Raw genomic sequence first — 14,043 nt, forward strand, 5'->3', positions numbered from 1 at the left:
ACACTTTTTTGATAATTAAACACATTTCACTTATATATTATAACCCTGAATACAAATGTGAGAGGTCTCTATTGCATAGAGAACCCCTCGCGAGGATCATAAAATTTGGAGGAAAATAAAATGTGTAAAAAAATAATTTGTGAAGTATGTGGAAACGAATTTGACAGTTCAGAAATTAATGAGTTTGATGGTGAAATATTATGTGACGATTGTTATGATGAGCTAACTGTAAATTGCTCTATTTGTGGTAAAACTATGCTTAGAGAAAGCGCCATGGAGCATAATGACAGGTTTTTCTGTAATACTTGTTTTAATAATAACTATAGGTATTGTACTGAATGTGATGAAGTAATTCCCTTATCTGAAATTTATTATTATGAGGATGAACCTTACTGTAGAAGTTGTTATAATAAAATTGATTATTACATAAAAGACTATAACTATAAACCAGAGCCCATATTTTTCGGTGATGGAAATAAATATTTAGGTGTAGAGCTTGAGATTGACGAAGGTGGAGAATCTGAATACAATGCTCAGCTTATTCAAGATATTGCGAATAATAAAGATAGCCATATATATATTAAGCATGATAGTTCATTAGATGAAGGCATGGAAATAGTTACTCATCCAATGACACTAGATTATCATAAAAATAATATGCCATGGAAAGAAGTGCTTGAAAAGGCAAAAGATCTTGATTATTCAAGTCATTATACAGAAACTGCCGGACTTCATGTACATGTTAATAAAAATTTCTTTGGTTCCTCCATTGAAGAACAGGATGAAAGGATTTCAAGGGTTCTATTCTTTGTTGAAAACAACTGGGACAAGATAGTATGTTTTAGCAGAAGAACGGAAGATAATATTAGGCGCTGGGCTTATAAATATGATATTAAAAGCAATCCAAAGGATGTATTAGACAAAGCTAAAAGAAACAGTTCAAGATATACATGTGTTAATATTACAAATATTAGCACCATTGAATTTAGAGTATTTAGAGGAACTCTAAAATATAATACACTCATAGCCACATTACAATTCGTTGATGAAATATGTAATGTGGCTTTTTCTATGTCTGATAAAGAAATTCATAATTTGACATGGAATAAATTTATTAATAGGTTAAACCCATATGCGGTTCCAGAATTAATTACCTATTTAGAAGAAAGAAAATTATATACAAGGAAAGTAGGTGTTAAATAATGTGTAGCTTATTTGGAATTTTAAATTATACGAAAAACTTGAATAAGGAGCAAAAGAATATTATTTTAAAGGTATTAGCAAATGAATGTGAAGTTAGAGGAACAGATGCTACAGGTATATCTTATAATTTTAATAACAGACTTACTGTATTTAAAAGACCTCTACCCTCTCATAAAATTAAGTTTAATGTACCTCAAGGTGCAAATACAATAATGGGACATACTAGATTAACTACACAAGGGTTAGAAAAGTACAACTATAATAATCATCCATTTGTGGGTAATTGTAATAATACTAAATATTCATTAGCACACAATGGCATTATCTATAATGATGAACAGCTAAGAAGACAATTCAAGCTGAAAAATACCCATATTCAAACTGATACATACATAGCGGTTCAATTAATAGACAACCATAAATCTCTTGATTTTAAGTCAATAGCTGATTCAGTTGAACAGCTAGAAGGATATTTTACATTTACTATTCTTGATAATGAAGGTAATCTATACATCATCAAGGGTGAAAGTCCATTAGCTCTATATCATTTCAAAGAGTATGGATTTTATATTTATGCTTCTACCGAAGAAATACTTACTAAAACCCTAAAAAGACTTGGCTTAAATAAACTTAAATACAATAAAATAGAGCTGTTTCAAGGTGATATTTTAAAAATAGATACTAAAGGCAAAAAAGAAATGTCTCAGTATACTCCTAATGAGACATTAAGTTTTCCTAGTTGTCCATATAAATATTATGATGATTATGACAATAACAACACTAGTGATAGTGATAGTATTGAGTGTAGTTATTACAAGCTAATAATTGAATATGCTAGAAGTTTAGGCTTTACAAAGAAAAATATTGATTTACTTATGGATACTGGTTTTGAGGTTGAGGATATAGAAGAATTACTAAACGATCCTAACGAGCTATCTATGTATATTGATTGTTATTACTGTAAGTAGGAGGTAGACATGCATAGTAGAATATTTGTATATAGCAAGAATAATAAGATTAAGAAATCTAATATAACTACAAGCAGCTTTAATGAGCATTGGTTTACTAATAATATAGCTGATTATGTAGTTAATAGCAGCCTACACGAGGATATTAAATGGTTAAAAGCTACACTTAATGATTTACCTATAGATGTCGATATTGATAGAAAATATATAATATCTCATGATGATTTTAAAACTATGTATTTTAAAGATAAATATAACAAATTCATTGAATTATTAGTAAAAAAGAAGGATGATATAACACTTGATAAATTTTCTAGTAGTAATATATACATATTTAATGACCTATGGCAATTAAACAATCTATATAATGATAAATACAGCTTCTACTTTTGTAATGAAGGTATTGAGTTGTTGACTATGGATGAATTTGTTAGAAAAATGGAGGATGATTGCAAGTATTATATAATAAAGACATTTGATTATCATTTTTAGCTATTGTTAAATTATAGAAAATATTGTAAAATAATTTTAACAATACTTTTAATAATCAATTTTATATTTATGGAGGATGAAATGTTTTTTAAAAAACAAAATTATGTAAAAGTTTATTCTTCGCCTAACTCAAATGAACAATTCGGTCTAATAGCAATTAATGGTAAAATCAAAGATGCATTACTAACAAAATTTAATGAAACATATCAATCTCAGGGAAGTTACTTTAATAATGGTGGAAAAGCATCCGATAAATGCATGCGTTCCATTTTAGCAACTGGAACAGGAGCATTAGGTTTATCGTCTGCAGCATCAGGCACACTTTTTATGGCTACTGTTAATCCTGCTACATTAATGACTTTAAGAAATGGTGTTGGTAGTGCTGTTATGGGTTCAGGTGGTATTGTAGCACAAGCCCCTTTTATTCCTATTTCGGGTGCTTTAATGCCTGTTGCAGCACCTTTACTTGCTTATCAAGCTGTTTCAACCATAACGATTATGCAACAATTTGAAACGATTAATGAAAAATTAGCTAATATAGAAAAAACACTAAACAGAATATTACATAGATCCGAAGCAACTTATATAGGAGAAATAATATCTTCTAGTGCTCGTTTAAATTCAATTGAAACAGAATACTCACTAACAAATTATTTTTCTCAAGATATGATAATAAGATTAACCTTTATTGAAAATACAATAAATACAGTTTTTGAAAGATATAAATTTTTATATGAATCACTAGGTATTAATTCTAATCTTTTATCTGAAGATATAGATATTATGCAAACAGATGCAATAATGGTAACTATATTATCTATATTAGATCTTAGAATAGATACTTTAAGAATTAAAATTTCTCTACAAGAAAATCCTGGTTTTATGAAAATATTAACTGAACAACTAATTGAAAAAATTGAACGTTATAAAATATTATGGAGCAATATTGAGCAAAGTCCTAAAAAAATACAAGAAATTACACAATCAATGTCTCAAACCATAAATAACTTAAATTGGTGGAAAAAACAGATGCCAGGATGGATTGGTGGCAATAGAAAACTTAGAAAAGAAAGTGAAAAAAATATTTTTGAAATTAATCAAAAGAATATGTACTCTAATACTGAAGAAATAATTAATGGTGCTAAAGAAGCTATAAATATTGGTAATAATTTATTAGACCAGGCACAACAAAAACAACAAATGCTTTTATATTGGGAAGATTTAAACGGAGTTCACTCTTACTATACAAATGAAATATCAATAAGTTAAATATATATCTAGTTTAATAAAGTTTTCCCAAAAAGGTATACCCATATGAAACACAAAATTTAAGTCTCAATAGAGTTGAATTACCAATTTTGGAACGTCCCAAAGGAAATTCATACCCAATTGGGACTTTTTTATTTAAAGTAAAGGAGATAATTTGAACAAATGAAAATCGGTTATGTAAGAGTTAGTACCTTAGAACAAAATACCATGCGACAAGAGATAGCAATGGAAAAGTTAGGTGTTACCGAATTATTTATAGATAAAATTAGCGGTAAAAATACTGATAGACCTGAACTTAAGAGGTTACTTAATTTTGTTAGAAAAGGTGATACGGTAATAGTCGAAAGTATTAGTAGGTTTGCTAGAAATACTAAAGACTTATTAGAGCTTATTGAAATATTAAAATCTAAAGACGTTGAGTTTGTATCTGAAAAAGAAAAAATAGATACCACTACTCCAACTGGCAAATTTATGCTTACTATATTTGGAGCTGTAGCTGAACTAGAAAGAGACTATATTTTACAACGTCAACGCGAAGGTATTGAAATAGCAAAAAATGAAGGTAAATACAAAGGTAGAAAAAGAATTGAAAAAAGCAATTTGAACACTCTACTCAATAAAGTTAGAAACGGTGAAATAACTGCTACTAAAGCAATAAACATATTAAAAATTAGTAAAAGTACATTCTATAGAAGATTAAATGAGCAATAACACTTTCTTTGAACGTATGGAGGAATTAAAATGATATATGAAAATAAAAATAATGAAACATGCAAAAATAACGAACACGGCAAGCGTATTAATTTAGTATCTGTTAAACTTGTTAAAGAAAAAAGTATTAGTTATCTTCCTAGGGTAATATCTTGTCCTAGTGATGTAGCTTCTTTATTTTCTAAATTTATCGCTGATAGTGATAGAGAACAATTTATGCTTTGCTGTCTAAATACAAAAAACCAACCAACAGACATATCAATTATTAGCACTGGATGTCTAGATAGCACAGTTGTTCACCCAAGAGAAGTTTTTAAAGTTGCAATACTTAGCAATTCTGCTTCAATAATTATCGCACATAATCATCCTTCCGGAGATACAGAACCATCAAAAGAGGATAAATGTATAACAAATAGAATAAATGAAGTCGCAAAAATACTTGGTATTCGACTAATAGACCACATTATAATTGGTGACTGTAGCTATCTTAGCTTTAAAGAACATGATATTTTATAAAATATATATTTAACATTACAGTAATATAAAACTTAAGAAAGGATGTTAAATATGTTTAATCAATATGATGATATACTAACTGTTGAAGAAATGTGCGAAATATTAAAAATAGGTAAAAACAATGCTTACAAGCTTTTGAATCAAGGAATTATTAAAGCATATAGGAACGGTAAGAATTGGAGAATACCGAGAAAATCAGTAACTGAATATGTAGAAAAATCAATATTGAAGGTATAGGGAAAATCCTATACCTTATTTTTATGAGATTTTATATTTTTAAAGTTAATCATAGCTTTTATTACCTTGAGGACTTCTTCGATAGATTCTTCATCCATTGAATTTAAAAGTATATGTATTGCATCCATACTTTTGCTTTTATTTTTAAGTTCTAAATTAATTTGAGGTGCATCAAAATCGAATAAATCAATTATTTTAATATCAAGTGCCTTAGCAATTTTATCTAATGTATCAATAGTAGGCTTCTTATTACCACGTTCTACTTGTCCAAAAAACGTTGGAGACAAATTAGCACATAAGGCAACATGCTCTTGGCTTAAATTTTTAGATTTCCTTATATTTCTAATATGCTCACCTAACAGTATAGCAATATTTTTATCATCCATGTTAACCACCTCAAATTAATTGTAATAATACTTTAAATTTAAAACAAATAACTATAGTTGCTATTATTTTTATTTACTATAGAGTTGACAAATTTATAATATTTTTCTATAATTATGATGTTATATTACAATATTTTCATAAGAAGGAGGTAAGATGGAAATATTTTTTTATATAATATGGATTATTTTAAGCATTTGGGTCTGTTATATATATCACAGCCTTTTCAACGTAATATATTTTAGTAGTAAAGGTTGCCTAACAGAGATAGTATTATGTGGTCTTGTGGGCTTTTTAATAACAAAGCTTGCATTTAGTAACCCTTATATCTTAATAGCAACAGTAATTGTATTATTAATTTTAACTTTTAAAAGAAAGGCAAAATAAGTTAAATTAATATATATAGCTTTACTTCTTTTTATAATTATTTGCTCCATATTACTAATGACTTAATATTTACATAAAAATAATCAACAATAGATTTAGGACATAAAGTCTTTTACTTTATCAAATTTTATCAAAAAAACGGAGGAAAAAATGAAAAAAATAACATTATTAAGCATATTAATGATTATGCTTTTTTTATTAACATCATGCTTTAGGGAAAAAATTACATTAAATACAACTTTGTCAGAAGAAGATCAAAAAGAATTAGATAAAATTTTAAGTGAAACAAAAAATAATACAGAAAAAAATGCTGATGAAACAAATACTGAAGACAACAAAGAAATATATGAATTGGGAGATACAATACAATATACTAATTTTGATATCTCCATAAATGAAATAATTCTGAATGAAAACATAATAACTATAACATTTGGATTTACGAATAAATCACAAAATCCTATTAGCTTTGATTTATATGGATATATTAGTGCTTATCAAGATGGAATATCACTTGACAGAATATCCATAGAAAACGGAAAGGAAGATTTCACATTTACTAAAATACAAACAGGCAAAACTGTGCCAATTTATGTTTCTTATGAACTAAGAAATTATACTAGTTCTGTCGAAATTGAATTTAGTGATGATACCACAAAAAATACTGTTATATTTGAAGATTTTCCAGAGCTTAATGATATTTTAGGTATATGTGATTTCTACGATGCCACTCTAGGAGACCTTGTTCAAGTATTTGGAGAAGATTATACGATATCAGACGAATATTATGATGGGGGAAAAATAGTATCATTCAAAGACATATCAGTTTTCTTCTTCATAGACGGATTTGTCGAAGATATTACAACTGCAAAAGTTACAGCTGCTTGCGGCAATGATGGTGTTAATATTTTAGGTGATGCTGTCGTAGGAATGAGTTCTGAAGAATTATCAAGTGCATTAGGATGTCAAATTGAGCCAATAGCTGAAAGCAATCCGGCTACTGGTCAAGATGAAGTATATTGTTATTTACCATTAGATGATAATATTACACTTATAATTTATTTTGATTCTAACAATACAAGTATTTCTGCACGTTGTCTATATAATTAGCTATATTGGCATGAATAAATAAAGAGTTGTTTCAATTTATTATGTATAAGAATGGAGATAAATCATGACTAATAATGAAAATGATAATAAAAGCATCGAAAACACAAAAATTGCATCTAACGAAAATATAAATGAAAATGTTAGCAGCAATGAAGCTGAAACTACTAAATCAATACAAGAAGAAATTAAAGAAACATGGAATGGTAATGATTTAGATGAAGAAGAAAGAACACCAAGGAATATATTACTATCAAGGATTCAACTAATTACATTTGCCATAACAATAGTTTATTTCATTAAAGATATATGGGCTTTATTTACAGGTAATTTTGATTTAATTAATTTAATTGTCTTAGTGATTAAATTAGAAGTTTGCGGCGTAATTGTTGAGTTTATACTTAAAACTATTGTGTTTGCTTATTTTAAAGTAACAGGAACAACTAAATATAATAGACCAAAGGGTGAAAAGATAAGCAAAAAAAGAATAGCCTTATACATTATATTAGTTCTTTTCATTGTAGGATACCTAAATATACCTCAAAACTACGAAGCTAATCTTACAGGTGTTTATTATACTGAGTATGGAAATGAACAGTATGTATGTGTACATATTCTATTTGAAAACACATCTTCTAAACCTATAAAATTTAATGATTGTATGGCTATTGAGCTTTATCAAAATGATGTACAACTAAATCATGTCAGAGAAATATCTCATGGCAACAAATTTTATGATTTACCTGTCTTAAATAGAAATACTGAAATCGGGAAAGAAGAAAGCATTGATGTATTTTTATTGTATGAAACTAGGAATGTGGATATGCCTATAGAAATGAGTATTGAAAAAATTTCTGATCTATTAGGTCTTGATACACACGAATTGACTATAAATTGGAATGACATTGAAGTTATTCAGTAGCAATTAAAATAAAAAGTAAAAAATGGAGAAATCTATTATAAAGGAAAACTACTTTATAAAGGTGAATTTAAGGACAGTCAATATCACGGCAAAGGAAAACTATATTTTAAGAATTCTACTCAGTTAATGTATGAAGATAATTTCAGTTACTAAAAATACAATGGAAAAGGTACGTTGTATAATAAAACTGGCAATATAGTTTACTCTAGCAAATGGAATATGGGTGATGTTGAATAAGATTTGCTTAAACAATATATTTTACTAACAGCTATTAAAAATTCAATATATAATTTAGAGCATAGTCATTTGACTATGCTCTGTTATTATATAAACAATAAATTTTTGGTATGCCAATTTACTATATTAACTATCTCTAATAATGTAAGGTAGTTGCATTCTTATTTTTTGTATATTTTTATGGTTGACAAGTTAGAATTCGAATGAAGTTCTCTTTATCTTTTACAGATTAAAATTCATTGAAATTTAAACATATTTATTTAACTTGTCAAACTTTTATCTTGTCTTTTGCATTATATACCCCAAACCCCGCACAGATAATGACAACAAATTTACTACAAATTATTTTTTATGTTCAAAGTGTAATAATCAGTTTTAATTTATTATAATTCACTTAACAATTAAATAGGTAAAAATGTCGGACAAAATTCGAACTTTACTTGCTACTGTTTTCTTTCCCTTATATATTAGTATACTTAAATTACCATTTATTCCAATATTACTGTACTCATTCATCATTATACTATATATAATATTATATTTATATACTATTATATTGTATTATAAAAAAACATACTATCATTAACTATAAAATAATTTTATTTACTAATATGTTAAAGCTTTACAAATTAAAAAGGAGGTTTTATAAATGAATAGAAATACTAATAATGATTCAAAGCTTTCTATAAGGCTAAACGATGAAGAAACACGTAAATTTATATATGCACTAGAAGCTAGTAATCTATCAAAGAGTAATTATGTTAAATCAAAACTATTTAGTGATAGCCCAACAAATAGTCTATCTTCACAGCTTATACTAGCTATTAATAATTTTATTAGTGAATATAATACTTTTAAAAAAAAAGATAAATCTAATAATAATTTCACTAATACTGATATTGCGCTTAAAGAAGTAATTCATATTCTTGCTCAAAAATAATTGGAGGTTATATACAAATGGCAAAAATAATAGTTAATTCTGGTGAATATAATAATGATGATGCTATAGAAAATGTTATCAATTATGATATTAATTCATCTTATACAAATCAAAACCTTGTTGGTAGTAACAATGTTCTAGATATTGACGTTGAATCTATGGTCGATACTATGAAAATGACTCAAATTTGCTTTAATAAGACAACGGGAAGACAAATACATCATATAGAACTTGGCTTTAAAGAAGAAAGCATATCCTCTTATGAGGCTTATTCATATACAAAAAAAATTAGTGAATTTATTGGACAAACACATCAAAATGTATTTGCAATACATAAACGTACTTATAATAAAAAAAATTATGTACATGCTCATATAGCAATCAATCCTATAGGCTTTAGAGATGGAGCTGTATTTGAAGGTAAAAGAAAAAATTATGCAGAGATTGCTGATATACTTAAAGATTTACTTGATGAAGAAGTTACAGTTATATTTAAAGGTAACAAGGATAACATCATATGAATGTTATCCTAAGTTTGTATAATTAAATTGACTGAATTAATAAAAATAGCCATCTAAAAAATCTTTTAAAATATTAGCATAATCGCTATAACTTTCACTATTTTTACATTTTAATTCTTGAGACTTAATGCATAATTGCCTAAAACCTGTTCCATAAAAGTCATTCATTAATTCATCAAATGTACAAATTTTATAATTAAAATTGCCATTCGTCATTTGAATTATATTTCTAAATAGTGAAAGATTTTTTTTGTCATCAAAATATGAATTTAAATATTTTTTTATATCCTTATTGCATTTATAATCGGTATAATTAATGCTAAAGATATTATTCATAATTGATTCATCTTCATATAATGCCGAATTCCAGCCCTCATTATTTATATAATATTCTTTGCTTCTATCATATATGTAATCTAAAGTAAAGCTTTCAGTCAAAACATTGTATATTTTTTCAACACGTTTTTTAGGATACATTGTATTTATAATACTTATATACAATGCATTGTATAATGGTATGTAAATTTTTTCATAAAAACTAAAGATTTTTCTTATTCTATCTAAATTAAGATTATGATTACTATAAAAATCAGCTTTTAAAAAATCTATTACTTTATAAACTAAGTATGAATTATCAAAAACGTTGGGCAAGTTTAATATAGATTTTATACTATAAGCAACATTATATTTGAAAATTTCACTTTCATCTTTAAATTTATCTTCAATATTAAAAAAAACTGAAAAATCATAAAAATAATTATATATTCTCTCAAAATAATACAAATCTGTAATTTTTTTAGTATTCCTTCTTAATAATAAATCCTGACAATCATTGGTTACATAATAAAGAAAATTAAATGGGAATTCTATTATATCGTTTATCCAATTAACTTTTTTAAATTTTGAAATAATAATTCTCTTATAGCTCATTTCTAATAAAGTATATATGTATATATTAGATGTAATATTATAAATAGTTTTTTTGCATTTAGTGTTCTCATCTTTAAAAAAATTCTCTATTTTTTTCTTTAATAATTTTTTTAAAAGTTGATATATTATTTTCAAGCATTTTTTTATTTAAATCAAAATCATCATTTTCTTCTTTATATTCTTTCCTATATTTTTTATATGAATCATGTAAAGTAATTTTATTTGTATAATCATTTTTTTTAAGGGTAAACATCAATTTTAAGTTATTATAAGAATATTTATTCATAATATCCATAAAATAATTAAATTCATATGGTGAATTTTTGTACAATGAATTAAATGCTAAACTACTACATATCATATCATTACACTCATTATTAATTTTATCACATAAATCTTTTTCACTATTCAAATTTGATTCTACTTTATATTTTTCCCTTACATCTATACCGAAATAATCCTTAATACAATCTAAATTATGCTGAAAATCACAATTTAGATCAAATAATCTATCTATAAATTTTTCATTTAATGGAGATATATAATTTTCCATGTTTATTTAACCTTTATTATAATATATTTTTATATACATTACTATACTTTATTTTTACTTATTTTACAAGCATTTTTTAGGATTTTAAAACTTATATATTACTATTATAATGTTCTTATATACTAAAAGAAAGGATAATATTTATGGAACTTACAAAAGAGGTAACACTTTTTTCATTTAATTTAAACGCTAAAAAAAAAGAAATAGGAGGTAAATACATTTGTGAAGAGTTAAAAACTGAAATCAAAAAATGGAATTCAAAAATTCCTGTATATATTTCAACTCAAACCGGTACTGGAAAAACTACTTTCATTTTGAATGATTTACTAAAGTTTTGCATAACTAACAACAAATCAATGCTACTATTAGTTAACAGGCAAGCACTAAAAACATCTATAATGAAAGATATAAAAAAAGCAAAAATACCAAATAAAAATAAGGTAATAAAATATTTGCCTGATAGTAAATTACATTTAATTAGCGATATATCACCAAATATAAAAATTTCGACCTATCAACAACAAATATGTGATTTGGTATGTAAAAAAGATTTATGTACACCCTATGATTTTATTGTTATGGATGAGGCGCATTTTTTCTATTCTGATTCTCTCTTCAATAGCAGAACAGAGTATTTGCTTAAAAAGCTTATTACTAACAATTATAATGCAGTAAGAATATATATTTCAGCTACACCAGAAATATCATTTGATTTAATACACTCGTATGAAACCATAAAAGCAGAAACAGAATTGTCATGTAAAAATATTAGACTTGACAAGATGAGTACTAACGCTATTACTTATAACAACATAGCTGAATTTTACAATAAAATCTTACTCGATATTTTCAATATTAATGACTATTGTAAAACTTGCTGCGAATATTTTAGTTATAAAGAACATTGCCATGAAAAAGAGACATGTGAAAAATGCAGATTTAATCCACACAATAGAGAATACTCCGACGTACCTTTTTTACCATATCTATTGTATACAAGACCTAGAAATTATGATTATTTAAATCCTTATAGTTTTGGTGATAAAAATGAACTAATTAAAATAGTTAAAACTGTAATAGAAAAAGGGAAGCGTTTTTTAATCTTTGTAGACAGTAAAGCTATTGGAAATGAGTTAAAAGATGCATTAGGGAGTAATGCTGTTTTTATCGATAGTCAATCAAAATTTGAAGGGAATGAAGGAAACTGTGAATATAAAGAAATCACAGAAAATAAAACATTTTCGTCTAAAGTACTTATAACTACAGCAGTAATGGATAATGGCATAAGTATTGATGATTACACAACGTCTGACATAGCTATTTTTTCAACCGATATAATAACAACAATACAATTTATAGGTAGAGTAAGAGTTACGGAGAAAAGTAAAGTAAATATATATATACATGACTACAGCAAGGACGAATTAAATAAAAAATTAAATTATTATTACGAATTATACAAACTAATAGATACACACAAAAAGAAAAAATGCGATATTGACTATTTATATGATTATGCAAATATTGAATTGCTACGTAATCTTTTTTACCATGATAACAATAAAAGTTATATCAATAATATAGCTGCAAAAAAAACTAGTATTGATATTACTTTTTTAAAAAATTTAGTACTCATAAAAAACAGCAGCGATGAGAATATATATGCACACTATCTTTTAGATGCTATGTGTATATCGGGAGATAAGTTACAGCAAATTGAAACAGAAGATCAAAAAATGATAAAAATAAATGAAATTTTAGCAAGAGAAGAGAGTGCAGAAATACCAAATGAAAATCTCAACAGTATTCTTGATTCATTTATTAAAATTTTGGGACCTATGAGTAAGAAACGTAAAGATAGACCAATCGCATACATAGAAAGTTATATCAATAAATATTCTGATAAGATCTCGTACAGTTATAAAAAGATTAAGGACGGACGAAAAGAAACAGGTATAAAATTTATTAAAAAAATTACTGATTAGAATATAAAAAACATTTGTTTCGCACTATTTTAATTATAAAACTACGGAGGAAATATACAATGAATGCATGTTCAACAGAAGAGTTACTCAAAAACAGAGAAATTTATAATTTTAAAACAAAAGAAAACAAAAAATCAGGTTACTATGTTATATATAACGGTTTTGATAAAAAGTTACAGAAGGTGGTTGACAATGGATAGCCTATTCATGGGTAGAATGCGCTTATTATACCCAAGGTGTAAAAGGTTCAATATATAAAAAATTTGCGTCTTACGAAGAAGCTTACAATACAATATGTAGTTGCAATAATATCACTATACTACACTAATTATCAAGAACGTAAAACTTAGCATTAATAGTTATATACTATAATATTGAAAGTATTAAACATAATAATGCTAACGAACTCATAAGATCAAAATATGAAGGAGGATGCATTTATGCATATTAATGATTTACCAGACATACTAACTGCTAAGGCTATAGCCAATTTTTTGCAAATAAGTCTTAGGAAAGCTTATAATTTGATGGATATACAACCAAAAGCAGGCGGATTACCTTGCAAAAGAATAGGTAAATGCAAGAGAGTCCTTAAATCAGATTTAATCAAATGGCTAAAAGCCAATTAATACATATGGCGAGCTTAAGTACAAGCTCGCCTTTAATTTTTAAGAAAGGATA

General features: G+C 26.1%; 19 protein-coding genes. 16 read left to right on the top strand and 3 right to left on the bottom strand.

Features of this window, described 5'->3' with window-relative positions:
* Positions 1 to 120 precede the first annotated feature (120 nt).
* The 7 genes from JYG23_RS08740 (at position 121) to JYG23_RS08770 (ending at position 5,396) form a co-directional block, all read left to right on the top strand.
* Positions 121 to 1,203, top strand: coding sequence for an amidoligase family protein (locus JYG23_RS08740; protein ID WP_207235268.1), 1,083 nt, complete (start codon positions 121 to 123; stop codon positions 1,201 to 1,203).
* Positions 1,203 to 2,171 carry a hypothetical protein gene (locus tag JYG23_RS08745; protein ID WP_207235269.1) on the top strand — a complete coding sequence of 323 codons (969 nt, stop codon included), beginning with the start codon at positions 1,203 to 1,205 and terminating at the stop codon, positions 2,169 to 2,171. The genes JYG23_RS08740 and JYG23_RS08745 overlap by 1 nt, the downstream gene beginning before the upstream one ends.
* Positions 2,172 to 2,180: 9 nt before the next feature.
* The gene (locus tag JYG23_RS08750) at positions 2,181 to 2,663 is read left to right on the top strand and encodes a hypothetical protein (protein ID WP_207235270.1); all 483 of its coding nucleotides are present in this window, start codon (positions 2,181 to 2,183) and stop codon (positions 2,661 to 2,663) included.
* 81 nt (positions 2,664 to 2,744) lie between these two features.
* Positions 2,745 to 3,932, top strand: coding sequence for a hypothetical protein (locus JYG23_RS08755; RefSeq protein ID WP_207235271.1), 1,188 nt, complete (start codon positions 2,745 to 2,747; stop codon positions 3,930 to 3,932).
* A gap of 162 nt (positions 3,933 to 4,094) precedes the next feature.
* Positions 4,095 to 4,643 carry a recombinase family protein gene (locus JYG23_RS08760; RefSeq protein ID WP_207235272.1) on the top strand — a complete coding sequence of 183 codons (549 nt, stop codon included), beginning with the start codon at positions 4,095 to 4,097 and terminating at the stop codon, positions 4,641 to 4,643.
* A 30-nt stretch (positions 4,644 to 4,673) separates the two neighbouring features.
* The gene (locus tag JYG23_RS08765) at positions 4,674 to 5,159 is read left to right on the top strand and encodes a RadC family protein (RefSeq protein ID WP_207235273.1); all 486 of its coding nucleotides are present in this window, start codon (positions 4,674 to 4,676) and stop codon (positions 5,157 to 5,159) included.
* Between the two features lie 51 nt (positions 5,160 to 5,210).
* Complete coding sequence (locus JYG23_RS08770; RefSeq protein ID WP_207235274.1) at positions 5,211 to 5,396, top strand: helix-turn-helix domain-containing protein; 186 nt, start codon at positions 5,211 to 5,213, stop codon at positions 5,394 to 5,396.
* 8 nt (positions 5,397 to 5,404) lie between these two features.
* Here JYG23_RS08770 and JYG23_RS08775 read toward each other — a convergent pair whose 3' ends face one another.
* Positions 5,405 to 5,782 (bottom strand): helix-turn-helix domain-containing protein, encoded by a 378-nt coding sequence (locus JYG23_RS08775; RefSeq protein WP_207235275.1) that lies wholly within the window; start codon positions 5,780 to 5,782, stop codon positions 5,405 to 5,407.
* A 535-nt stretch (positions 5,783 to 6,317) separates the two neighbouring features.
* Here JYG23_RS08775 and JYG23_RS08780 point away from each other — a divergent pair.
* From JYG23_RS08780 to JYG23_RS08800, 5 genes are all read left to right on the top strand, one after another.
* Complete coding sequence (locus JYG23_RS08780) at positions 6,318 to 7,277, top strand: DUF5067 domain-containing protein (RefSeq protein ID WP_207235276.1); 960 nt, start codon at positions 6,318 to 6,320, stop codon at positions 7,275 to 7,277.
* Between the two features lie 64 nt (positions 7,278 to 7,341).
* On the top strand, positions 7,342 to 8,196 hold the full coding sequence (locus tag JYG23_RS08785; protein ID WP_207235277.1) for a DUF5067 domain-containing protein: 855 nt from the start codon (positions 7,342 to 7,344) through the stop codon (positions 8,194 to 8,196).
* A 30-nt stretch (positions 8,197 to 8,226) separates the two neighbouring features.
* The gene (locus JYG23_RS15145; protein ID WP_207237987.1) at positions 8,227 to 8,349 is read left to right on the top strand and encodes a hypothetical protein; all 123 of its coding nucleotides are present in this window, start codon (positions 8,227 to 8,229) and stop codon (positions 8,347 to 8,349) included.
* A gap of 733 nt (positions 8,350 to 9,082) precedes the next feature.
* A complete protein-coding gene (locus JYG23_RS08795; RefSeq protein WP_207235278.1) occupies positions 9,083 to 9,373 on the top strand; it encodes a hypothetical protein in 291 nt (96 codons plus the stop codon).
* A 17-nt stretch (positions 9,374 to 9,390) separates the two neighbouring features.
* Positions 9,391 to 9,894, top strand: a complete 504-nt coding sequence (locus tag JYG23_RS08800) for a relaxase/mobilization nuclease domain-containing protein (protein WP_207235279.1) — start codon at positions 9,391 to 9,393, stop codon at positions 9,892 to 9,894.
* Positions 9,895 to 9,930: 36 nt separating this feature from the next.
* Here the strand turns inward: JYG23_RS08800 and JYG23_RS08805 are convergent, their stop codons facing one another.
* Positions 9,931 to 10,824, bottom strand: coding sequence for a hypothetical protein (locus tag JYG23_RS08805; protein WP_207235280.1), 894 nt, complete (start codon positions 10,822 to 10,824; stop codon positions 9,931 to 9,933).
* Positions 10,825 to 10,897: 73 nt separating this feature from the next.
* On the bottom strand, positions 10,898 to 11,377 hold the full coding sequence (locus JYG23_RS08810) for a hypothetical protein (protein ID WP_207235281.1): 480 nt from the start codon (positions 11,375 to 11,377) through the stop codon (positions 10,898 to 10,900).
* Positions 11,378 to 11,520: 143 nt separating this feature from the next.
* Here JYG23_RS08810 and JYG23_RS08815 point away from each other — a divergent pair, with 143 nt between their 5' ends.
* From JYG23_RS08815 to JYG23_RS08830, 4 genes are all read left to right on the top strand, one after another.
* Positions 11,521 to 13,362 (top strand): DEAD/DEAH box helicase family protein, encoded by a 1,842-nt coding sequence (locus JYG23_RS08815; RefSeq protein WP_207235282.1) that lies wholly within the window; start codon positions 11,521 to 11,523, stop codon positions 13,360 to 13,362.
* Positions 13,363 to 13,421: 59 nt separating this feature from the next.
* A complete protein-coding gene (locus JYG23_RS08820; protein WP_207235284.1) occupies positions 13,422 to 13,562 on the top strand; it encodes a hypothetical protein in 141 nt (46 codons plus the stop codon).
* Positions 13,559 to 13,690, top strand: coding sequence for a viroplasmin family protein (locus JYG23_RS15150; protein ID WP_207237988.1), 132 nt, complete (start codon positions 13,559 to 13,561; stop codon positions 13,688 to 13,690). The genes JYG23_RS08820 and JYG23_RS15150 overlap by 4 nt, the downstream gene beginning before the upstream one ends.
* A 112-nt stretch (positions 13,691 to 13,802) precedes the next feature.
* Positions 13,803 to 13,991, top strand: coding sequence for a helix-turn-helix domain-containing protein (locus JYG23_RS08830; protein ID WP_207235285.1), 189 nt, complete (start codon positions 13,803 to 13,805; stop codon positions 13,989 to 13,991).
* Positions 13,992 to 14,043: the final 52 nt, after the last annotated feature.

The sequence above is a fragment of the Sedimentibacter sp. zth1 genome (assembly GCF_017352195.1).
Lineage (GTDB): Bacteria > Bacillota > Clostridia > Tissierellales > Sedimentibacteraceae > UBA1535.